Here is a 22090-nt window from a genome sequence, read left to right on the forward strand (position 1 = left end):
CGGATGGGAGCGTAATATGAACCAGCAGGAACTAATAGACATGCTTTTTAGAATCAGTAACATAATGAATGAAAACCGAAATTATTTAATAGAGCTTGATGGTGTAGTAGGGGATAGTGATTTAGGCCTTACCATGTCCGATGGATTTTTGGCAGCTTATGAAGCAGTATCCGATGGAGCGGAACCGGATCTTGGAAAGCTGCTTTACAAAGCCGGTAAGGCTATGGGAAATAAAGTCCCATCTACCATGGGAACGTTAATGGCAGCAGGCCTTATGCGTGCAGGGAAAGCCCTAAAAGGAAAGACCCAGCTTTCGGATACAGAGGTCTGCCTCTTGTTTGAAGCGTATGAAGAGGGCGTAGCTGATTTAGGAAAGGCCAAAATAGGAGAAAAAACGTTTCTGGATGGATTTCACCCAGGTGTAACGGTACTTAGAGAAATGCTGGATTCCGGCAATCATCTGGAGGAGGCATTAAAGGAAGCTGCTAAAAAAGCCTTTGAAGGATTTGAACATACTGCAACCATGCTGGCGATTCATGGCAGGGCAGCGACCAGAGGAGAGGCATCACGTCCCCTAAAAGATCCTGGGGCCGCAGTGGCTGCCCTTATTATGAAGGCTGCCGCAGGAATCTGATTCCTAAAAAAAAGAGCAGAGCATTAAAAAACATGCTCTGCTCTTTTCTATTTTCACCTGTTTACCATAGCAAACATCATTCCCGATACAAAGGGAATGAGCCAGATGAACCATGCCACAAGGCTGAATTTATGAAAATTCTTCATCATCTTTTCCTGATGGCTCATCAGCACCACAGTTGCCCATACGGCATGAAAGAACATGATAATAATGGCCAGCATACCAGTCACTCCATGAAAATTAAGACGGAATTCCCCGGAAGCTAAGGTTCTCATCAGTGTAGTACCTACGGTATCAAAGACGAATCCCAACCAGAAGATGACCAGGTGCCATTTTTTTAGCTCCCCTTGTTTCTTTTCTGCCAAAACGCCAGTGGTATATAACAGAAGAGCAAGAGTAATTGTGATAACCGCATATGGTAACATAGATGGATCTCCTTTCCGTATATTGACATGATATGATAGATAATAATTGCTGGTTTCATCTATACTATATAGTTTCTTTCCATATATAAATTATATACGGACCATTCCATTCTTTATTTTAATCCAGATCGTCATTTAATAATACCATATGAATATGATCTTCCCAAACACCATTGATCTTTAAATACCGGCGTGACAGTCCTTCATTAACAAAGCCCAGCTTTTCCGTCACTTTTAATGATCTTATATTCCGTGGCATTACATTTGCTTCAATTCGGTGCAGACCATAGTCTTCAAATATAATTTGTATTCCCCGTCTTAAAGCTTCTGTCATATACCCATGATTGATCTCTTTTTCATCAAGCTTATAACCTAAAAAGCATGACTGAAATGCTCCTCTGGAGATACCTGTAAAGGCAATGCATCCAATGACTTTATTTGGTTCCTCTTTCTTGAAAATCCATAGTCTTAAAGCGTTCTGATTGCAGGAATCGGCAATCAATTCTTTTTCCTGAAATTCCTTTGAATAATATTCATCATTTCTTATGGGTTCCCATATCTGTAAAAAATCCTTATTTCTTAAAATATAATCAAGAATCGGATTTAAGATAGAGACATCTGAGGTGCGAAGTATTAATTGTTCTGTTTCATAAGTAGTTTGCATTTTAATTCCTCCTTTTATTACAGAATTACGTTCATAAGCGGACAAGCAGTATAACACAGGTAAAATACGTTTGCAAGAAGTTTATGAGAACTGTTATTGAGAAATATGGTAATTTTTAGTACAATAGAAAAAGAACAGGAGAGAGGTAATATTATGGAAGAAGACAAGACATATCATACCCATGTATCAGAGGATGGAACAGAGTATACTCATAGCCACCATGGACATACCCACACCCATAAAAACACTAAGGTAGTTGAGAACCGCTTATCCCGTGCCATCGGTCATCTGGAGTCTGTAAAACGGATGGTAAGCGAGGGAAGGGACTGCAGTGAGGTTCTCATCCAGCTTTCCGCGGTCATATCAGCTCTTAATAACACGGGGAAAGTTATTTTAAAGGATCATATTGAAAATTGTATTGTGGATGCGGTGGAATCCGGGGACAAAAAAGCGATCGACGATCTAAATCATGCCATTGAGCGTTTTATAAAATAATATCCCCTGGGGAGGCTTGTGTGGGAGGCTCTGTTTCTACTATACTGAATATCAGAATGATGTATGGAGAGAGGGAGCATATGATGAAAAAAACTATGGCTGTCATTATGGCAGCTGTCTTTCTGGCTGCTTCGCTGACTGGCTGCAACACCAGCAATTCTTTTGGGACTGCCTCCACAGGACAAGCACCAGATAAGAAAATACTACGGGTATCGGAATCTTTTGCCCTTCAGACCTTAAATCCCCACCTGGATTACCAGGGCTGGTATACTTCCATTTACGGTGTAACGGAGACTTTGTTCTATATGAATGACCAGTCGACCCTGACGCCTCTCCTTGCAGAGAGTGCCAAGGCAGATGGTACCCTATGGACAATTAAGCTTAAGGAACACATCAGCTTTTCCAACGGGGATCCGGTGACGCCGGATATGGTAATACGAAATTTAAAAGCAGCCGGGGAAATCAACACCAGATTTGCTGATTTTAAAGACTATACTTATGGGGTGATGGATCAAAAGACCTTTACTATTGATACGAAAAAAGTATATCCAATGCTTCTAAACGATTTAGCAAGTCCTGAGCTCGCGATTGCGGACCTTGACCACAGCGGTGATATGAAGACAGGACTCGTGGCAACAGGCCCATTTGTCGTATCCTCCTTTGAACCAGGCGGCACCATAGAGGTTGCAAGAAATGAACAGTATTGGAACGGAAGGGCAAAACTTGACGGTGCAGTATTTTATTACATGCCAGAGGCAGGCACTTCCATGATGGCGATGCAAAATGGGGAACTGGACGCTTATACCAGCGTGACCTCCGATGCAGCGGAGCAGTACCGAAAGGAACCGGATAAATATAAGCTGACCACAATACCAGCCACCAGGTTGCAGTTTTACATATTGAATGAAAACCGGCAGAATGAGGCAGTTCGTAAAGCGATTAATTTAACTGTAGATGCAAAAGCAATCGAAGGGTATTTAAATGGTACCGTTTCTGAAACCGTCGGCCCTTTTAGCCCTACGGCGCCTTATGGTAAAGTGACCAAGGCAAAGCCGGACGTAACTGCTGCCAAGGCTTTGTTAGAAGAGGACGGATACACCTTAAATTCCGATGGCTATTATGAAAAGGATGGAAAGGTATTGTCCATTAAACTGGCTTATTACGCCGCAAGGAGCCTTGATACTCTGGCAGCTCTTATGCAGGAGCAGCTAAAAGAAGCAGGAATTATGGCGGTGCTCACCTGTGAGGAGGACCCGGATGGCACTTATATCGCCACCGGAGACTTTGATATTGGTTTGTTCTGCATGATTGCAGATAAGGCAGGAGATCCCTATTATTTCATCAGCTGTACCCTAAAAGACGGGGCGCCATATAACTGCGGTGGCTTTCAGAATGAACAGGTCCAGTCAGAGATTTTAAAGCTGGAAACAGAAGCTGATACAAAAGAACGGGCCAGACTGGCAGACCAGATCATCCAGACAGCCATAGACGAGAATGCCTTTGGATACGTGGCATTATTTAATAAGATTACGGTCACCAGAAACGGAGTCAGGGAAGTTGCAGAGAACAATCCCTTTGATTTCTACTTCCTGAATGCAGATACGGACATGGATTAGAATATGAGCATGAGAAAATATATATCAGGGAGATTTCTTCAGCTGATTCCGGTTTTACTTGGCATCACCTTTCTGACCTTTGCCCTCCTTTCCCTGGCTCCTGGTGATCCGGCTCAGAAAAAGCTGAGTGCCCAGGGGGTGGCGGTCTCAAAAGAAATCCTTGAAGAAACGAGAAGGGAAATGGGGCTTGACCGCCCGTGGGGACTGCGTTATATCAACTGGCTTTCCGGTCTCATTCATGGGGATATGGGGAATTCCTATAAAGACGGGACACCAGTTGCGGGAAAGCTTATAAAGGCTATGAAATACACAGGCATTCTCTCTTTTTGCGCCTTTCTTTCCGCCCTGGTGATTTCCATACCACTTGGAGTTTACTGCGGAGTAAAAAAGAATGGAGTATTTGACCGGGTGATGAGGTGGTTCTGCCTGGCAGGCAACGCTGTTCCGGGATTTTTGTTAGCAGTGCTGCTCATGTACTTTTTTTGCCTCCGCATCCAGGCATTTCCCGTAATCGCAAAGGGCAGTGTCAAAGGACTTTTTCTTCCCACCATGACTCTGGCCCTTCCTCTGTCTTGCAGGCTGATCCGGCAAGTGAGAGCATCTGTGCTGAATCAGATGGGAATGGAGTATATTGATGGGGCTAAGGCAAGAGGCGTATTAAAGCCATATATTCTTATTTTCCATATCCTTCGGAATGCCATGATCTCGATACTCACCGTTGCAGGTCTGTCCTTTGGAACACTCCTTGGCGGAAGTGTAGTGATTGAGACTATTTTCATGTGGCCTGGAATGGGAAAACTGGTGATGGATGCCATTACAGCAAGAGACTATCCGGTTATACAGGGCTTTGTCATGGTAATGGCGGTGATTTATGTGGTCATCAATTTAATTGTTGATATCTGTTATCATCTATTAGATCCCAGACTGGAGGAGATATAGATGATAAAATTAAAAAGTATAGAAAATAGAAATTACATAAGAAGAAACGTGATCCTCATTCTGTTATTGATTTTAATGATTGTGGTCATAAGTCTTTTAGCCCCCCATCTGGTGCCCAATGATCCCTATGAGACCAATGCCTTATACCGAAAGGGAGCCCCAAATCTTAAGTACTTCTTTGGGACAGATAAGCTGGGCCGCTGTATCTTTTCCAGAGTTATTATGGGGACAAGGACTTCTGTTTTTTCCGCTCTTTTGGTTGTGACTGCTTCTCTGACCACAGGCACAGTTCTCGGTGTACTGGCAGGTTATTACGGAGGATTCTTAGACCGGGTGGTTACTGGAATTTGCGACATCTTCCTTGCATTTCCCCAGATGATATTGGCCATAGGAGTTGCAGGTCTTATGGGCGGAACCATGACAAATGCTATCCTGGCTCTTGCATTAACTGGCTGGACCACCTATGCCAGGCTTTCCAGAGGGCTTGTGATGGCACTTAAAAATGAGGCATATATCAGTGCGGCCAGATTAAGCGGGAGCACTGGAGTAGAAATTATGGTGGAACACATTCTGCCAGGAATGGCTGGAGAGCTGATCGTCAATGCCTCCCTTCAGATTTCATCGGTAATGATTGGCTTTGCTGGCTTATCTTATCTTGGTCTTGGAGTTTTAGTACCGGAAGCAGAATGGGGCTCCATGATCAGTGAGGCCGTGGGCTATATGCAGCAGGCACCCTGGGCTGTGATGGCACCTGGAGCCGCTCTTTTTATCACGGTTTTATTGTTTCAGCTGCTTGGAGATTCCCTTAGGGATTATTTTGGAGTGGGGAGAGGCGGATATGAGTGAAATAGTTCTGTCCATAAAAAATCTGTCTGTAAATTATGGGAACCAGCCCATTTTACAGGATATATCATTTGAGGTAAACAGAGGAGAAATCATAGGAATCGTGGGAGAGAGCGGGTGTGGGAAAAGCACTCTGCTACGAGCTCTGTTTCCTAAAAAGCCTGTTAATCTAAAGGTAGCTGCGGACCGTATCTTATTTGAAGACCTGGATATGATGGCTGGAGATAAGAAGCAGATTGAGATGTTGTGCGGAAGAGGGATGGGCATGATCTTTCAAAATCCTAAAGCCTCATTTAATCCCATTCGAACCTACAGAAGCCAGTTCATAGAAACTTTAAAAAGCCATGGGATGTATCAAAAGGAAACGTTTGAACCACTTGTTCTTCGTACGTTTGAGAGCATGAACTTAATGGGAGTAAGAGAGATTTTAGACAGTTGCCCTTATGAGATGAGCGGCGGTATGAACCAGAGAATTGCCATTGCACTCTCCATTCTGTTAAATCCACGGCTCCTTCTGGCAGATGAGCCTACCAGTGCTCTTGACGGGGCGTCACAGGAACATGTGATGGAAGAACTTTTAGGAGTACGGTCCCATACCAATACCTCCATCCTTTTAGTGACCCACAACATCGGCCTTCTGGCAGGCATTGCAGATAAGGTAGGAGTCATATATGAGGGAAAGCTGGCGGAATGGGGACCCGTTTCTAAGGTACTGAAATCGCCGGAGCATCCTTATACGAAAACCTTGCTGGAAGCAGTACCAAAAGTAAGAACGGCTGATCACATCATAAAAGAAAGAAGCTCTGAAAGCATATTAAAGCTTCAGGAAGTGAGCAAAGAGTATAAGAGAAGGAAGATGCCATTTTTGGCCCTGTCCCAGATCGGGTTAGAAGTAAAGGCAGGAGAAATACTTGGCGTAGTAGGAGAAAGCGGAAGCGGAAAGAGCACCTTACTCAGCATGATCGCAGGCCTTTGCTCCCCTACGGACGGATCGGTCATTTTTAAAAATAAGATCATGGAGAAGCGGAGAAACAGAGCTGATTTTGGCAAGCTGCAGATGGTGTTCCAACATGCAGCCGAATCCTTTGATCCAAGGTATACCATTGGGCAGACCATTGGAAAAGCCATAAAAAACTTATGCGGTGTAAAAGACAAAGAGGATAGGGAGAAAAGAATCCATGAACTCTTAAAGAGGGTAGGGTTAAACCCGGAGCTTACTGACCGGTATCCCTTTGAGCTTAGCGGAGGCCAATGCCAGAGAGCTGCCATTGCAAGGGCGATTTCTGTTGGCCCGGAGCTGCTTTTGTGTGATGAAATTACAAGTGCCCTGGACGTTTCCACACAAAATGGAATCATTGAATTATTAAAAGGGCTTGTAAAGGAAACTGGAATGGCAGTCATTTTTGTTTCTCATGATCTTGCGCTGGTGAGCAACTTTTGTGATACCATCATGGTGCTTTGCAAGGGAGAGTGCGTAGAGGCTGCCGCGGCAGGAGATTTAATAAAAAATCCAAGTCAGGATTATACAAAAAAATTGCTGAAAACTGCAAGGATAGATGGAGGCATTTTAATTGGAACAGATTGAAGAACGAGTTAAAAAGTATTGGACCAGACGGGCTCATGATTTTTCGGCTGTACGCAGAATGGAATTGGGAGATGAGATCAGTAAGCGATGGCTGACAGAAATTAGTACCTATTTACCGGATAAAACTCCCCTTAAAATATTGGATGTAGGGACTGGGGCCGGATATTTTGCGGTACTACTCTCTATGGAGGGACATGAAGTATGTGGAATTGATCTTACTCCTGCCATGATTGATGAGGCAAAAAGTCTGGCAGAGGATTTAAAACGTTCCATAAGCTTTCAGGTGATGGATGCCCAGAACCTGGAGTTTCCGGATGAAACCTTTGATGTGGTCGTTGCCAGGAATTTGACCTGGACCTTACCAGATCCTAAAAAAGCATACGGAGAATGGCTGAGAGTCTTGAAAAATGGCGGGCTTTTGTTAAACTTCGACGCAGATTATGGACAAGAGGTCCTAAACCTGGACCCTGGGGAGGAAGAAAAGGACTATGTCGGCTCCGGCACCCATATGGGCATGACCAGGGAACTTCTTTTAGAATCAAACCAGATTACAAAGTCTATGGAAATCAGCCAAAGCAAAAGACCGGATTGGGACCTAAAGGTACTAATGGAGATCGGATATATAAATTGCAGGTGCGATAGGAATGCAGGAGCCAGGATTCTGAGGGATAAGAATGGGGAGAAAGCGCCTACCTTTCTCATCGCTGCAGAAAAAGCGGGGGAATGAAATCATGTTGTTGGAAGAAAATAAAAAATACTGGACCAACCGAACCATGGGATATTCCCAGGTAAATGAAAAGGAGCTTTCTTCCAGCCAGAAAGAAAAATGGCTGGACGTCATCACCCGTTATTTACCAGGAGACAGAAAAAACATAAAGGTGCTTGATATGGGCACCGGGCCAGGTTTTTTTGCCATCATATTAGCAGAGGCCGGTTTTCATGTGACAGCTGTGGATTGTACAGAATCCATGCTTAATCGGGCGAAAATAAATGCAGGAGAATTAAAGGAGCGGATTACCTGGGTGCTTTCCGACGCAGAAAAGACAGGCCTTGAATCAGAATCATATGATGCAGTTGTCAGCAGAAATGTGACTTGGAATTTAAAAGAACCAGAGAAGGCATATAGAGAATGGCTGAGAGTCTTAAAGAAAGGCGGAGTTCTCTTAAACTTTGATGCGAACTGGTATCAGTATTTATTTGATGATGAAAAAAGAAAAGGCTATGAAACGGACAGAAAGCGGGTCAAAGAGCAGTGTGTGGAGGATCATTACACATGCACAGATATTGATGCTATGGAGTCAATTGCTAAAAAGCTGCCCCTAAGCAGCAGGTGCAGACCCCAGTGGGATCTTGAGGTATTAAATAGCCTTACCGTATCAAAGGTGAAATCAGACCCTGATGTGTGGAAACAGGTGTGGTCCGATGAAGAAAAAATCAACTATAACTCCACACCCATGTTTTCCATTTATGCTATAAAATAAGATTCTGCAAATCTCCATTAAAAATCATTTGCCCAAAAGCACATTTCGAAGTATAATTACTTGAAGTGTGTTTTTTATTCCTACTAAAATGATATAATATTGATAAGAAAGAGGTAGAATCAGTTGTTAAATCAGTTTTCAAGAACCCAGCTTCTCCTAGGTGAAGGGGCCATGGGTCAATTGATGGAAGCAAAAGTTGCTGTTTTTGGTATTGGCGGAGTGGGCGGTTACGTTGTGGAAGCTCTAGTTCGTAGCGGAGTCCGTTCCTTTGTGCTGGTAGATGATGATAAGGTATGTCTGACCAATTTAAACAGACAGATCATCGCAACAAGAAAAACAGTGGGTAAATATAAAGTAGAGGTTATGAGAGACCGAATTCTGGAAATCAATCCAGATGCTCAGGTCGAGATGCATCAGTGCTTCTTTCTGCCGGAAAATGCGTCAGATTTTAATTTTAAAGAATATGATTACGTCGTAGATGCCGTGGATACAGTCACCGCGAAGCTTGAACTGATCATGAAGGCCAAAGAAGCCGGAGTTCCGGTCATCAGCTGTATGGGAGCAGGAAACAAGCTGGATCCTACCAGTTTTGAAGTGGCTGACATTTATAAGACAACCATGTGTCCCTTAGCTAAGGTCATGAGAAGAGAGCTTAAAAAAAGAGGGGTCAAGAAATTAAAGGTGGTATATTCCAAAGAGAAACCAACCAGACCCATTGAGGATATGTCCATCAGCTGCCGGACAAACTGTATCTGCCCTCCGGGAGCCAAGCATAAATGCACGGACCGCAGGGATATCCCAGGCAGTGTTGCCTTTGTTCCTTCTGTAGCAGGTCTGATCATCGCCGGAGAAGTCATAAAAGACCTGGCTAAGATGGCAGATGATTCCGTGAGGAGGAATAAAGATGCCTGATTTAAGCCTGTCATTGGACCAGATGAAAGAACTTGATGAGAATCAATGCCTGCTTATCGATGTCAGGGACCAGACCGCATACAATCACGGTTTTATTCCAGGAGCCATTCAAGTGGATCTGGAAAAAATCTTAGAGGGAGAGTACGTTCCTCCTACTGGTAAGAAAGTGATTTTATACTGCTTAAAAGGCGTAATCAGCGAAGAGGCAGCAGAATACCTGACTGAAAAAGGCTTTGAAGCCTATAACTTAGAGGGCGGCTATGGAAAATGGCTTATTAGCTCTATGGAGAAGGAAAAAGAAGAGGATAGCGCTGTCCGTCTGGATGAAATTGAACGAAGCCTGCGAAAGAAATTTCACAAGAACATATTCAGCCGGTTTGCTAAGGCTATCAATGAATATCAGCTTGTAAAGGAACATGATAAGATAGCAGTCTGTATTTCCGGCGGCAAGGATTCCATGTTAATGGCCAAGCTGTTCCAGGAGATAAGGCGCCATAATAAATTTCCCTTTGAGCTAGTATTTCTTGTTATGGACCCAGGATATAACGGGATGAACCGGGAAGTCATTGAAAACAATGCAAAGCTTCTTAACATCCCAATCACCGTGTTTGAGACCCAGATCTTCGATGCTGTTTACGATGTGGAGAAATCCCCCTGCTATCTCTGTGCCAGAATGAGACGGGGCTATCTATACAGCAAAGCCAAGGAGCTGGGCTGCAATAAGATCGCATTAGGCCATCATTATGATGACGTCATCGAGACCATACTCATGGGAATGATGTACGGAGGCCAGATCCAGACCATGATGCCGAAGCTTCACAGCACGAATTTTGAAGGAATGGAACTCATCCGCCCCATGTATCTGATTCGGGAGGATGATATTAAGGCGTGGAGAGATTATAATGGCCTTCATTTTATCCAGTGTGCCTGCCGTTTTACCGACACCTGCACCACCTGCAGAACCGATGGGAACACCGGATCTAAAAGGGTGGAAATTAAGGATTTAATTAAAGAGCTTAAAAAAGTAAATCCTTATATCGAAGGCAACATTTTTAAAAGCGTGGAAAACGTGAATTTAAATACCATAATTGCTTATAAGGAAAATGGAACTGTCCATCATTTTCTCGATGAATATGATGAAAACAGGTAATTTTAGGCCGTATTTTAAAATCATACTTGAAATACATACTAACCTTGTGGTAAATTATGATTAAGGAGGTTATATCTTATGAAAATTTCAACAAAGGGCCGGTATGCGGTCAGACTAATGATAGACCTTGCAGAGCATAACAACGGAGAATTTATTACGCTTATGGATATCGCAGAGCGCCAGGAGATTTCGGAAAAATATTTGGAATCCATCGTATCCATACTCAGCAAGAATGGCCTTCTTATTTCCTTAAGAGGAAAAGGCGGCGGTTATAAACTTGCTAAGGATCCGGAATATTACACGGTAGGCAGCATTTTAAGACTGACGGAAGGCTCCCTTGCTCCTGTTTCCTGCATGGAAGGGGAGGCCAATAACTGCAACCGGGCATCCCATTGCCAGACCCTCGAGATGTGGGAAGGGTTAAACAAACTGATCAATGATTACTTTGATGGAATCACCATTGCAGATCTGGTTCGTAAGAGTGATTACAGCGACAATTACATCATATAGACATTGAGCGTAAAAACAGCAAGGAGTCTGAGCTTTTTTCAGACTCCTTGCTGTTTTGTATTGTGTGACAGCCCTAAATCAACCGAGGAATTTCTTTGTTGAGAAGCGGCCAAGGCTTCGATAAAGCCCTACCGTGATTGCTGCCAATATGAGGGTGGCGGCCACTGTGATGCTCTGATTCCACTGAGGAAGTGAAAGCCCCAATGCTACTGGGGCAGCAATTGCTGCAAATCCAATTAGCATGGTCACCATGACTGACATAGACTGTTTGACCGCCTCCTGAGGACTCTTCCAGTCATACTTCAGGAAACGAAGATTGATGGATAAACCCACAACTGCAATAAATACGGCGTAGACGGTTGGCGTTATAAAAATCATCAGTACGTTAATGAAATCAAACGGAAAGGTCATGGACAAAATCAGGCTGCTAAAGAGAATGGCTGGCAGCAGAACCGTTAAATTCACCATGATCTTGGAGTCAAAAACTGCCTTAGTGCTCACTGGCAGAGAATTTAGTATCCAGCGGTTCTTCCCTTCCATATTAAGGGAAGCTGCGGTAGTAGATGACATAGTTACAAAAATGGCTGGAAAAAAGGGAGCCATGCGCTGCAGCATTTCCGAAAGCCCCGGCAGCTCCAGAAGATCTGAAAGTTGCCTGGAACCGAACACCTTAAGGAGCAATATGGACCCCACCATCATCACAGAACCGAAACAAGTGTTAAGCAGGTACACCGGATAGGAGGTCAAAAGCTTTAGCTCTCTGCGGTAGAGTGCTTTGTTTGGATCTGCGGCGTTTAACTGGGTGACCCGGTAAGCGGAGCGGGTATGCTGGGTAAATAATGCGCTATTGATATTTGTATACACTTTGGATAGAAGAAATACGAAGAGAGCAGAAGCTGTGATTGACAAAAGGGCAAAGCCTGTCAACGCCAAAGCACTTCTCTTCCACAGTGCGGCAGTGACCAATGCTGCCGGCGGATATAAATGACGGATTGCATTCCCCAGCTGCAGACCAAGGTCAGCCAGCAAATCCATATCCATGGACTGTATGGAAAAGGAGAGCGCCAACGTGCCCTGGGTTGCTATAAGGCTTAAGAGAGTGATCACCAGGTTTTTGTGACGGAACCGAACGCTGATGGCTGTGATCACCACTCCAATGAACATGGATACAATCATGGGCAGAAGCGGAGCTAACAGCCATATAAGAAGCACCGACAGCCAGAGGATGGCCGGTGATCCGGTGACGTTCATAAAGACCACCATAGCCGGAAGCAGAACCACACCGCCAAAGACCAGATTGCCTAAATATACCGTCAGTAATCTGCTCATAATAACAGATGACTTGGAAACCGGTAGGGACATAATTATGTCAAAGTCTGAAAATCCAAACAGGGTTGTGCTGCTGTGGATCAAAGTGTAGACCAGGGTAATTAAAGAGAATAGCAGTAAAAAGATAGCAGGCACCAGCTCCACCAACCCGATCGCAGCGTATCCTGCCGAAATCATATAGCTGAAAAAGACCGCCTCAGCCCCTAATATAAGGAACACGATTCCCATACCCATGGCCTTAAGCCCTGTCCGAGCATCCTTGGTATGGATCAGTTTATTGATACCAAAAAGTCCAAGGAGCTGGATTTTACTTAGTAAAAACACGTCAGTCATTGTCTAACACCTCCAAAAATGCGTGCTCAAGGCTTGAATCTCCCCGCACCTCTTCGGTGCTTCCACAGGCAATCAACTTGCCGCCTTTTATAATGCCGATGCGGTTGCACAGTTTTTCAGCCACGTCAAGCACATGGGTGGAAAAAAAGATGGCACCTCCCTGGTCACACATCTCCTTCATCATCTCCTTCAGACGAAAAGCTGCTGATGGATCCAGACCGACAAAAGGTTCATCAAGAACCAGTAAACGTGGTTTATGCAAAAACGCGGAGATGAGTGCCAGCTTTTGCTTCATTCCATGAGAATAGGAGCCAATTAAATCGCCCAGATTTGCGGTTAGCTCCAACCGTTTGGAATAATCAGCAATTCGTTCTTCCCGTTCTTTCTTTCCCACGCGAAAGATATCGGCTATAAAGGAAAGATATTGGATTCCTGTTAAATAGTCATAAAGATCAGGATTATCCGGCAGGTAGGCAATCACCTGTTTGCAGGCCAGAGGCTCATCCTCCAGGGAATGACCATCAACCATAATGCTTCCCTGTTCAAAATCCAATATCCCCACTGCTGAGCGGAGAGTAGTGGTCTTACCTGCCCCGTTATGTCCAATAAAGCCAAAAAGATCGCCTGCATGGATGGTGAGGCTTACGTCATCCACTGCTTTTTTACCTCCATAAGTTTTGGTTAAATGATCGATTCGCAGTATTTCATTCATTTTTTTCTCCTCCTTCTTTTGGCGGGGTAACGATAAGAGCCAGGGAATGAATCTTTCTTCCTGGTTTTGCGGCTTGTTCCGGTATTCGGTAAGGCGCGATCAGTTCCCCGATTTGAATCATTAAGGTTTCTAACTCCTGAGAATTAACAGCAATGGGACCGGTGGAAAAGCCGGAACCATCTTTTAGAATATCAATACCATCACGGGCGGTATAATCCGCGAATTCCCTCATGAGAGCAGCGGAAAACTGGGCGAACAGACTCATATACACATCTCCCCGGTTTTCTTTAAGAAGACGGGGAATGTCCATGGTAGCATCCATGCCCAGCGCATAGACCTTTTCCACTAATGCCCGTACCGGCCGTTCTTCTGCTATGATCAGCACTCCATATTTGACCATCTTTCCCAGGTGCCGATACAGAGAAGCCTGGGAGATGTCGGTCAGTGTCTGGGCCAGCTCTTTCGCAGTGACTGTTTTTCTTTCTATTATCTCCATAAGAATTCTGCTGTCGATGGGATCTACGAAGCAGGATATCATATGTTTCATTATCTTTTTGTCCATGTGTACCTCCTGATACTGTAAATTTTATCACCTGTAATAATATTATCACAATGATAATGTTTCAGCAATGGTGATATCTGGATAAAAGCTTTCTCTGACTTTTGAGTTCCTGTCTATTTATAAAATATGATTGATACAGTAGGCAAAGAAAAACCAGAAGATAATCTGTCTTATTTCATGACCTCATAAGAAAAGAGAGCAGGCTTATTTCCATAAATATCAATTTATTTCATAAAAATCACTTTCAAACGAACAATTTTGCAATATATTTACCAAAAGTCTGAATCATTACCCCTTTTTACCATTAATTTAACAGTTTTTTACTTAACAGGAAAATCCCAATTCTTTCCACTGGTAAAATGGGAAATTCGGTGCTATCATTTAAATGTAACATAAACGTAACACAAATGTAATAATTCAAAGGAGGCAAATGAATTGAGAAAATTAACAGCACTTGGATTGATGACACTGACTTTAACAAGCATGATCCCATTAACGGCAAACGCAGCAGTGAGGTGTAATATCCCTTCATTCTCAGGAAGAAATGTAATTTCTATCAATGGATGCTCCAATTCCGATGATTTAAAAACAAAATTACAGCAGATGGGTATTAATTGTAATAATATCAATATTAATGATATTAACAAGTATTTAAATAGCTGCCAGAACGGCGGAAATGGTACAAACACCAACACAAATACAAACACCAACACAAACACCAATACAAACACAAACACAAACACCAATACCAATACCAATACCAACACAAATACCAACACAAACACTAATACCAACACAAATACCAATACCAACACCACTAACAAGACTTACACACAGCAGGTAGTTGATCTGGTAAATACAGAAAGAGCAAAAGAAGGTCTTGCACCTCTTACCATCGATCCAAGTGTTGAAAAGGCAGCAAACGTAAGAGCAAATGAGATTCAGTCAAACTTTGACCACACTCGTCCTAACGGAAGTTCTTTCTCAAGCGCATTAAAAGATCAGGGTGTAAATTTCCGTGGAGCAGGTGAGAACATTGCCTGGGGCCAGAGAACTCCTCAGGAGGTTGTAACTGCTTGGATGAACAGCCCGGGACACCGTGCAAATATCATGAATAAGAGCTTTACACATATCGGTGTAGGCAATACCCAAAACGGAAGCGGAACACAGTACTGGGTACAGCTGTTTACATATTAATATTAATTTTTCATTGCATTTTTAAAATTTCCGAAATTAAGATCCCGGAACCTCTCATTTATCGTCAGAGGTCCCGGGATTTTTATTGCTTCTAATCAGTAAGTGCATATAAACCCATTGACAAAGTATGTTTTAAAAAGTAAAATTAGATTAGTAATTCTACGAAATAATAGCAGAATAAAGGAGACAAAGCATATGGCAAAAATATATACTTCAGCGGATCAGCTTATTGGAAGAACTCCGCTTCTTGAATTATCTAATATAGAAAAAGAATTAGGCTTAAAGGCAAAGCTCTTAGGAAAGCTGGAGTACTTTAATCCAGCCGGCTCCGTAAAGGACAGAATTGCCAAGGCAATGATCGATGATGCGGAAGCTGCCGGAATTTTAACTTCAGATTCTGTCATTATTGAACCCACTTCTGGGAATACTGGTATAGGACTTTCTTCCGTGGCAGCAGCCAGAGGGTATCGGGTCATGATCGTCATGCCGGAGACCATGTCACTGGAACGACGTACCCTGATGAAAGCTTATGGGGCAGAACTGGTTCTTACTGAAGGTTCCAAGGGAATGAAAGGGGCCATTGCAAAAGCAGAGGAATTAGCGAAAGAAATCCCTAACAGCTTTATTCCCAGTCAGTTTAACAACATGTCCAATCCCCGCGTTCACAGAGAGACCACAGGTCCCGAAATATACGAAGACACGGACGGCAAGGTTGATATATTTGTGGCTGGTGTAGGCACAGGCGGTACGGTCACCGGTGTGGGAGAGTATTTAAAATCCAAGAATCCATCTGTTAAAATCGTTGCGGTTGAGCCTGCAACCTCTCCCGTATTATCAACGGGAACAGCCGGTCCTCATAAGATTCAGGGAATCGGTGCTGGTTTTGTACCAAATGTTTTAAATACGGAAATTTATGACGAGGTAATTCCGGTTGCCGATGGAGATGCATTTGACACCGGTAGAAAAATTGGAAAAATGGAAGGAATCTTAGTAGGAATTTCTTCCGGTGCAGCTGTCTGGGCTGCCATCCGCCTGGCACAGAGACCAGAGAATGAGGGTAAGAATATAGTAGTGCTTCTTCCCGACACAGGTGATCGTTATTTATCAACAAGTATGTTTACTGATTGATTTTTATCAGAATATAGGGGTACGATCAGGAATGATACTTGACAGTGAATTCCAGTTTTAATTATAATAAGACTAATTCCTTTATCATGAAAAGGATTACTGGCCCATACTGATTGTAAAGAGCAGATTTACAGAGAACGGGTTAGTTCAAATAAAATAAAATAAAATAAGATGGGAGATCTAATTATGAGTACAAAAAAGATTGGTGTTATTGTCGGAAGCCTTAGGAGAGATTCATTTAGCCTTGCTGTAGCAAAGGCAGCAGTTTCAGTGGCTCCGGAAGCACTTTCCCTTAAATTTATCGAAATAGGTGATTTACCTATGTTTAATCAGGACTTTGATGATGATGGAACCACTCCTGATTCCTGGGTCAGATTCCGTAACGAAATCAAAGAACTGGATGGAGTTATTTTTGTTACACCAGAATATAACCGTTCTTTCCCGGCAGTGCTTAAGAATGCCATTGATATCGCTTCCAGACCATACGGAAGCAATGCATGGGATGGAAAAGCAGGCGGTATCATCAGTGTAACTCCAGGAGGTCTTGGAGCCTTTGGTGCGAACCATCATTTACGTCAGCCAATGACATTTTTAAATGTTCTTATGCTGCAGCAGCCAGAAGCCTATATCAGCAATGTTGCTGACCAGTTAAATGACAAAGGCGAATTCGCAGACGAGAACAGCCTGGGATATTTAAAGAACTACATGGAGGCGTTTTCTCAGTGGGTTAATAAAGTATCTGCTTCCTAATATATAGAAGTAAAAGGAGAAGAGAAATTGAGCAGGCGAAATATCAAAAAACAGATCCGTGGCCAGAGAGCCGTAGACGGAGCAGGTGTTCATATGGTACGTGTGCTGGGATATCACGATGTGAAGGAATTTGATCCGTTTTTAATGATGGATTCCTTTGATTCAACAAATCCAGCCGATTATGTAGCCGGTTTTCCCATGCACCCTCACAGAGGAATCGAAACCGTTACTTATTTAATTTCCGGTCGAATTGACCATAAGGACAGCCTTGGAAACAAGGGCACGATCAATTCCGGGGAATGCCAGTGGATGACAGCAGGCAGCGGAATTCTCCATGAAGAGATGCCTCAGCCATCTGAGAAGATGCTGGGCCTGCAGCTTTGGCTTAACCTTCCCCGGGAAGAAAAGATGGCGGATCCGGCGTATCTTCCTATTACAAAGGATATGATTCCAAGAGTACCAAGCGGAAATGCCACGGTGGGAGTACTATCTGGAAGCTTTCAGGGTGCAAAGGGTGTAACTCCAAAGCACATTCCTGCTACCATCTATGATGTTGAGCTTCCAAAAGGAGAGGAAATCACCTTACCGACCAATTCCGATGAAACCGTTTATATTTTCCTGATTCAGGGAGATGGCGTAGTGGAAAATCAGAACATTCCTGAAAAGACAGCCATTTTATTTGGGGAAGGAGATGAAATCACGGTGAAAGCCTCTGCAAGCAGAGACCTTCGGTTCATTCTCTTTTCCGGCCGGCCGCTTCATGAACCCATTGCCTGGGGAGGACCCATTGCCATGAACACCCAGGAAGAATTGGATCTGGCATTTGATGAGCTTCGCAGAGGAACATTTATCAAACACAAATAATAAATCTTTGGCAGATCCACAGTTTTTTAATAAACTGTGGATCTGCTTTTATGCATTTCTTCTTATCTTATAAGTAGTCCTCGTTTTTCCTGAAAATATTGATAATAAAATGCAGATTACTGTGTTGACTTGTTATTTTGTAAGTGCTATGCTTAATTCGATTACCCATAAATGGAGTATAACTGAAAGCCTCTGACTTAAAAATTCAAAAGCCGGTTCCTTCCTGATTATGCTTTATTTAGAAAAACATGGAGGATACAAAAGTGGAAAAAGAGTCAAAGAATGAAACACCCCAGAACCTGGACGGCACAGGTAAATCAGGCAAAAAGCAACAATCAATTAAAAAGAATCTTTTAAGAGGCATTATAGGATTGGCAGTTGTCATCTCCGTTTTCTTCGGAATTGCAAATGCCATTGTTTTATATAATGATTCGAAAAACAACATGGAGACCCGTTTGATTGAAAATCGTAATGCTTACTGCGTGGCGGTACAAAATGCCATCAATGTATACCGGTTCCAGGTTGAGTCCTTTGCACAGAACGAACTGATCACTGACCCATCAAGACCACTGATAGCAAGAAAACAGGTCATGGATGAGCTGGCAAAAAAGAATGGCTTTTTAGAGATTGCAGTCACAGATGCAAACGGAAAAGCAAACAATGGTGCGGATGTCAGTGAACGCGAGTATTTTAAGCAGGCAATGGCAGGAAATACATATCTATCCTCTACCTTGGTAAGTACGGTGGATGGAAAAGTAATTATGATTATAGCTGCACCAATTACCAAGGGCGGTCAAAAGGGGATTGTCTATGCAAAGCTGGACAGCAATACTTTTAGTGGTATGATTGATGATGTGTCTATAGGCAAATCCGGATATGGCTTTATTGTAGATAAAGAAGGAAAATATCTGGCTCATCCCGATACCAGCATAGTTACCGACCAGGTAAATTACATAGAGAAGGCAAAAGAGGACTCTTCCTTTGCCCAGTTAGCCAGCCTTATTCAGAAAATGACCTCTGGTAAGACAGGGCTTGATACAGTCATGCATAAAGGTGCCAAGCAGGTTGTAGGCTATATGAGCATTCCAGGGACAGACGGCTGGTCCATTGCAGTTACTGCAAAGACTTCCGAGATGCTGTCCAGCTTTTATGCATCCATAGGAATCACCGTAATACTCTCAGCCTTATTTGTAATTCTTTCCGTTGTTATGGCATTTCGGATCGCCGGCCCCATTGTAAATCCGGTCATCTCATTGGTACGGAGAATTGAAGACCTGGCTTTAGGAGACCTACATTCAGAAGTGCCCCAGGTGGATTCCGAAGATGAAATCGGAAAGCTCTCAAAATCCTTTACAACAACTGTCAATAAGTTAAATGATTATATCCAGGAAATCTCCTATGTTTTAAACAGCCTGGAACAGGGAAACTGTACGGTAGAGACTGTCCAGGATTATACCGGTGATTTTACAGCAATCAGAGACGCTTTAAATAAGATTATCAACAATTTAAATTCAACCTTTACCAATATTAAAGGTGCATCCGATCAGGTAGCCAGCGGTGCCGATCAGGTTTCCAGTGCTTCTCAGGCACTGGCTTCCGGTGCCACAGAGCAGGCCTCCTCTGTAGAGGAGCTGAATGCCTCTATCACTGGTGTTGCAAATCAGGCGGAGGAGAATGTAGTTCACGTACAGAAGGCCACAGAATACGTGGTTCAGGCTGACGAGGGAATTAAAGAGAGCAACGGCCATATGAAGGAATTAAACACTGCTATGGGTGAAATCAGCCAGTCCTCTGCTGAGATTTCAACTATTACAAAGGTCATCGAAGACATTGCATTCCAGACCAATATTCTGGCTCTTAACGCTGCAATCGAGGCAGCCAGGGCTGGAAGCGTAGGAAAAGGCTTTGCCGTGGTTGCAGATGAGGTTCGGAATCTGGCTGCCAAATCAGCCGAGGCCGCGAAAAAGACAGCAGAGCTTATCGACCATTCCGTAGCAACCGTTTCCAAGGGAGAGAGGCTTGCAGAAGAGACAGCCCAGATTTTAGTGGATGTAGCAGAGAAAGCCAGACTCGCCAACGAATCCATACAGCGGATTGAAAAAGCTTCCTATGACCAGGCTCAGTCCATCGAACAGATTAATCAGGGACTTTTCCAGGTGTCCGCAGTGGTTCAGACCAATGCAGCAACAGCAGAAGAGAGCTCTGCTTCCAGTGAAGAGCTGGCAGCTCAGGCGCTTATCCTTCAGCAGGAAGTGGAAAAGTTTACTTTAAAAGACACGCCGGCAGTATCTTACCAAACGGTGCAGCAGACAGATGATTATTTTGTTGACACACCAGAAGAAGCATATGGTACCGGTAAATATTAAAATCTTTATATAGAAACCAAAAGGAGATAGGCGGATTATATAATCCGCCTAATGTTATAAGCAAAAGGAGAGTGGTGGCATGAATTTACGATTGGTTCCATTGGATGAAACGTATAAAAAACAATTATATGATATGATGGAAGAATGGAACGCGACAGGTGAGCAAATCGTACCCTACGCGATAAGGCGATGTGATTATCGTGATTTTGATTGTTATAGGGATAAATTAGAAAATAAAAACCCTACACCTGCTATGGTTCCCGATACTACTCTTTTTTGCTTAGATGAAGAAAGAAATATATTTGTAGGAGCGGTGAATATTCGTCATTATTTAAACGATGCTCTGCTGTTAAATGGCGGACACATTGGAGATGGAGTCAGACCCACGGAACGAAGAAAGGGTGTGGCAACCAAAATGATTGGTCTGGCACTGCAGGAATGTAAGAGAATTGGGTTAGATCGAGTTTTGATGGTTTGTGATAAGGACAATATTGGCTCTTCTAAAAGTATACAAAACAATGGTGGCATCCTGGAAAATGAAATTCTGGTGGCTGGAATTGTTGAACAAAGATTTTGGATTGATCTTTCATAAACAATTTACTCTTATATGGTAAACAGTGTTTTGGCATAATCGGTTAAAATATTATGCCTGTTATTAATGATAGGTGCGGACTCATTTAAATCCGCTCAGATTCTTGACAAAGTCATTTTTATTATCTGACCTATTCAGTTATTGTAAAAAAACACCAGATATTAGAAGTAATCTGGTGTTTTTGATTCGTAACTAAATGGAATTTTGTCTTTTCTCTATCAAAATGCAATATCCTTATGAGCGATTTTATCGATCTCCTCGTTTATGTAGCGGACACCGACTCCATTGTCATCATAGTCTTCACCACCCCATGTTCTAGAAAAAAGTAAATAGATGATAAGTCTGTCATCAACCATCAAGAAATCATTAGCGACGACGATTGTCTCCAATGTGACTGTCTGCAAGAGAGCTTCTTTCGTTTCAATTTCCGGCCACCATTCAGCAGATTCCTTTTCATCATCCGGGCCCCAGGCAAAACGTTCTTTCTCATTATAGAATTTGATGAGTGCTTCAAACAGTTCTGTCTGTAATTCTGGCCATTTTTCCATAAAACGCTTGAATGCCGTTCTCTGCCTTTCGGTAATTTCGCAACCATCCTCTCCGTGTATTAATAACTCCACATTATGTATATCTCCACCGAAATCAAGTATCTGTTTTCCAAGCCAATCACATTCATCCTCTTCCCTCAATTCGCCAAATACTGCATCCATCATCGGTTTTACCTCCCTCAGAAATTTTAATTTATTAATTATAGCATTGATAAATGAAAAAGGACAGTTTTGAATAAAAATAAACACATATTCAAATATTTTTATTGCTTATTTTACATGAATGTAATACGCCTGTAGAATATAACTTTTACGTCTGATTATTTAGTTTGTGCTGGAGATGTGAAGAAAGTTAATATTGAAAAACCCTTGTTTTTCCTATATTTTATAGGTTGGTCAAATAATATTGATAGGCACTAAAATATAAAAAAAGGAACGCAGTATACTTGATACTG

General features: G+C 42.9%; 23 protein-coding genes. 17 read left to right on the forward strand and 6 right to left on the reverse strand.

Features of this window, described 5'->3' with window-relative positions:
* Positions 1 to 16: 16 nt before the first annotated feature.
* Positions 17 to 634, forward strand: a complete 618-nt coding sequence (locus tag T546_RS0113690; RefSeq protein WP_026892100.1) for a dihydroxyacetone kinase family protein — start codon at positions 17 to 19, stop codon at positions 632 to 634.
* Between the two features lie 53 nt (positions 635 to 687).
* Here the strand turns inward: T546_RS0113690 and T546_RS0113695 are convergent, their stop codons facing one another.
* Positions 688 to 1059, reverse strand: a complete 372-nt coding sequence (locus T546_RS0113695; RefSeq protein WP_026892101.1) for an HsmA family protein — start codon at positions 1057 to 1059, stop codon at positions 688 to 690.
* Between the two features lie 118 nt (positions 1060 to 1177).
* Positions 1178 to 1723 carry a GNAT family N-acetyltransferase gene (locus tag T546_RS0113700; RefSeq protein ID WP_026892102.1) on the reverse strand — a complete coding sequence of 182 codons (546 nt, stop codon included), beginning with the start codon at positions 1721 to 1723 and terminating at the stop codon, positions 1178 to 1180.
* Between the two features lie 153 nt (positions 1724 to 1876).
* On the opposite strand from T546_RS0113700, the gene T546_RS0113705 reads away from it, so the two are divergent.
* The 10 genes from T546_RS0113705 (at position 1877) to T546_RS0113750 (ending at position 11254) form a co-directional block, all read left to right on the forward strand.
* Entirely contained in the window at positions 1877 to 2218 is a 342-nt protein-coding gene (locus T546_RS0113705) for a metal-sensing transcriptional repressor (protein WP_024836396.1), read from the forward strand.
* An 80-nt stretch (positions 2219 to 2298) separates the two neighbouring features.
* Complete coding sequence (locus T546_RS0113710; protein ID WP_034599349.1) at positions 2299 to 3834, forward strand: ABC transporter substrate-binding protein; 1536 nt, start codon at positions 2299 to 2301, stop codon at positions 3832 to 3834.
* A gap of 3 nt (positions 3835 to 3837) precedes the next feature.
* Positions 3838 to 4773 carry a nickel ABC transporter permease gene (gene nikB, locus T546_RS0113715; RefSeq protein WP_242842237.1) on the forward strand — a complete coding sequence of 312 codons (936 nt, stop codon included), beginning with the start codon at positions 3838 to 3840 and terminating at the stop codon, positions 4771 to 4773.
* Entirely contained in the window at positions 4774 to 5619 is an 846-nt protein-coding gene (locus T546_RS0113720) for an ABC transporter permease (protein ID WP_156951338.1), read from the forward strand. It abuts the gene before it with no gap.
* A complete protein-coding gene (locus T546_RS23585) occupies positions 5612 to 7201 on the forward strand; it encodes an ABC transporter ATP-binding protein (RefSeq protein ID WP_051629840.1) in 1590 nt (529 codons plus the stop codon). Before T546_RS0113720 ends, T546_RS23585 begins: the two co-directional genes overlap by 8 nt.
* Positions 7188 to 7928, forward strand: a complete 741-nt coding sequence (locus tag T546_RS0113730; protein WP_026892106.1) for a class I SAM-dependent methyltransferase — start codon at positions 7188 to 7190, stop codon at positions 7926 to 7928. Before T546_RS23585 ends, T546_RS0113730 begins: the two co-directional genes overlap by 14 nt.
* Before the next feature lie 4 nt (positions 7929 to 7932).
* Positions 7933 to 8682: a class I SAM-dependent methyltransferase gene (locus T546_RS0113735; RefSeq protein WP_034599296.1), complete on the forward strand. Its 750-nt coding sequence runs from the start codon at positions 7933 to 7935 to the stop codon at positions 8680 to 8682.
* A 123-nt stretch (positions 8683 to 8805) separates the two neighbouring features.
* A complete protein-coding gene (locus T546_RS0113740) occupies positions 8806 to 9594 on the forward strand; it encodes a tRNA threonylcarbamoyladenosine dehydratase (RefSeq protein WP_026892108.1) in 789 nt (262 codons plus the stop codon).
* Complete coding sequence (locus tag T546_RS0113745; protein WP_026892109.1) at positions 9587 to 10744, forward strand: ATP-binding protein; 1158 nt, start codon at positions 9587 to 9589, stop codon at positions 10742 to 10744. Before T546_RS0113740 ends, T546_RS0113745 begins: the two co-directional genes overlap by 8 nt.
* A gap of 78 nt (positions 10745 to 10822) precedes the next feature.
* On the forward strand, positions 10823 to 11254 hold the full coding sequence (locus T546_RS0113750; protein WP_026892110.1) for an RrF2 family transcriptional regulator: 432 nt from the start codon (positions 10823 to 10825) through the stop codon (positions 11252 to 11254).
* 78 nt (positions 11255 to 11332) lie between these two features.
* Here T546_RS0113750 and T546_RS0113755 read toward each other — a convergent pair whose 3' ends face one another.
* From T546_RS0113755 to T546_RS0113765, 3 genes are read right to left on the reverse strand one after another with little or no spacing between them, the layout of a single operon-like run.
* Positions 11333 to 12916, reverse strand: a complete 1584-nt coding sequence (locus T546_RS0113755; RefSeq protein WP_026892111.1) for a hypothetical protein — start codon at positions 12914 to 12916, stop codon at positions 11333 to 11335.
* Positions 12909 to 13619 (reverse strand): ABC transporter ATP-binding protein, encoded by a 711-nt coding sequence (locus T546_RS0113760; protein WP_026892112.1) that lies wholly within the window; start codon positions 13617 to 13619, stop codon positions 12909 to 12911. The genes T546_RS0113755 and T546_RS0113760 overlap by 8 nt, the downstream gene beginning before the upstream one ends.
* A 1-nt stretch (position 13620) precedes the next feature.
* A complete protein-coding gene (locus T546_RS0113765) occupies positions 13621 to 14190 on the reverse strand; it encodes a helix-turn-helix domain-containing protein (protein WP_026892113.1) in 570 nt (189 codons plus the stop codon).
* 435 nt (positions 14191 to 14625) lie between these two features.
* On the opposite strand from T546_RS0113765, the gene T546_RS24665 reads away from it, so the two are divergent.
* The 6 genes from T546_RS24665 to T546_RS0113795 all read left to right on the forward strand — a co-directional run bounded on the left by T546_RS24665 (position 14626) and on the right by T546_RS0113795 (position 21087).
* Complete coding sequence (locus tag T546_RS24665) at positions 14626 to 15387, forward strand: CAP domain-containing protein (RefSeq protein ID WP_051629841.1); 762 nt, start codon at positions 14626 to 14628, stop codon at positions 15385 to 15387.
* A gap of 195 nt (positions 15388 to 15582) precedes the next feature.
* Positions 15583 to 16515: a cysteine synthase A gene (gene cysK, locus T546_RS0113775; RefSeq protein ID WP_026892115.1), complete on the forward strand. Its 933-nt coding sequence runs from the start codon at positions 15583 to 15585 to the stop codon at positions 16513 to 16515.
* Between the two features lie 186 nt (positions 16516 to 16701).
* Positions 16702 to 17265, forward strand: coding sequence for an NADPH-dependent FMN reductase (locus T546_RS0113780; protein WP_034599299.1), 564 nt, complete (start codon positions 16702 to 16704; stop codon positions 17263 to 17265).
* A 27-nt stretch (positions 17266 to 17292) separates the two neighbouring features.
* Positions 17293 to 18129, forward strand: coding sequence for a pirin family protein (locus tag T546_RS0113785; protein ID WP_026892117.1), 837 nt, complete (start codon positions 17293 to 17295; stop codon positions 18127 to 18129).
* 263 nt (positions 18130 to 18392) lie between these two features.
* On the forward strand, positions 18393 to 20495 hold the full coding sequence (locus tag T546_RS23595) for a methyl-accepting chemotaxis protein (RefSeq protein WP_051629843.1): 2103 nt from the start codon (positions 18393 to 18395) through the stop codon (positions 20493 to 20495).
* A gap of 79 nt (positions 20496 to 20574) precedes the next feature.
* The gene (locus T546_RS0113795; RefSeq protein ID WP_026892118.1) at positions 20575 to 21087 is read left to right on the forward strand and encodes a GNAT family N-acetyltransferase; all 513 of its coding nucleotides are present in this window, start codon (positions 20575 to 20577) and stop codon (positions 21085 to 21087) included.
* A gap of 218 nt (positions 21088 to 21305) precedes the next feature.
* Here T546_RS0113795 and T546_RS24670 read toward each other — a convergent pair whose 3' ends face one another.
* Complete coding sequence (locus T546_RS24670; protein WP_051629845.1) at positions 21306 to 21800, reverse strand: DUF6985 domain-containing protein; 495 nt, start codon at positions 21798 to 21800, stop codon at positions 21306 to 21308.
* Between the last annotated feature and the right edge of the window lie 290 nt (positions 21801 to 22090).

This window comes from [Clostridium] aerotolerans DSM 5434 (genome assembly GCF_000687555.1).
Classification (GTDB): domain Bacteria; phylum Bacillota; class Clostridia; order Lachnospirales; family Lachnospiraceae; genus Lacrimispora; species Lacrimispora aerotolerans.

Coding starts and splice junctions, on each gene's coding strand:
- T546_RS0113690 (WP_026892100.1), top strand. CDS start 17: ATGAACCAGCAGGAACTAATAGACATGCTTTTTAGAATCAGTAACATA.
- T546_RS0113695 (WP_026892101.1), bottom strand. CDS start 1,059: ATGTTACCATATGCGGTTATCACAATTACTCTTGCTCTTCTGTTATAT.
- T546_RS0113700 (WP_026892102.1), bottom strand. CDS start 1,723: ATGCAAACTACTTATGAAACAGAACAATTAATACTTCGCACCTCAGAT.
- T546_RS0113705 (WP_024836396.1), top strand. CDS start 1,877: ATGGAAGAAGACAAGACATATCATACCCATGTATCAGAGGATGGAACA.
- T546_RS0113710 (WP_034599349.1), top strand. CDS start 2,299: ATGATGAAAAAAACTATGGCTGTCATTATGGCAGCTGTCTTTCTGGCT.
- nikB (WP_242842237.1), top strand. CDS start 3,838: ATGAGCATGAGAAAATATATATCAGGGAGATTTCTTCAGCTGATTCCG.
- T546_RS0113720 (WP_156951338.1), top strand. CDS start 4,774: ATGATAAAATTAAAAAGTATAGAAAATAGAAATTACATAAGAAGAAAC.
- T546_RS23585 (WP_051629840.1), top strand. CDS start 5,612: ATGAGTGAAATAGTTCTGTCCATAAAAAATCTGTCTGTAAATTATGGG.
- T546_RS0113735 (WP_034599296.1), top strand. CDS start 7,933: ATGTTGTTGGAAGAAAATAAAAAATACTGGACCAACCGAACCATGGGA.
- T546_RS0113745 (WP_026892109.1), top strand. CDS start 9,587: ATGCCTGATTTAAGCCTGTCATTGGACCAGATGAAAGAACTTGATGAG.
- T546_RS0113750 (WP_026892110.1), top strand. CDS start 10,823: ATGAAAATTTCAACAAAGGGCCGGTATGCGGTCAGACTAATGATAGAC.
- T546_RS0113755 (WP_026892111.1), bottom strand. CDS start 12,916: ATGACTGACGTGTTTTTACTAAGTAAAATCCAGCTCCTTGGACTTTTT.
- T546_RS0113765 (WP_026892113.1), bottom strand. CDS start 14,190: ATGGACAAAAAGATAATGAAACATATGATATCCTGCTTCGTAGATCCC.
- cysK (WP_026892115.1), top strand. CDS start 15,583: ATGGCAAAAATATATACTTCAGCGGATCAGCTTATTGGAAGAACTCCG.
- T546_RS0113780 (WP_034599299.1), top strand. CDS start 16,702: ATGAGTACAAAAAAGATTGGTGTTATTGTCGGAAGCCTTAGGAGAGAT.
- T546_RS0113795 (WP_026892118.1), top strand. CDS start 20,575: ATGAATTTACGATTGGTTCCATTGGATGAAACGTATAAAAAACAATTA.
- T546_RS24670 (WP_051629845.1), bottom strand. CDS start 21,800: ATGATGGATGCAGTATTTGGCGAATTGAGGGAAGAGGATGAATGTGAT.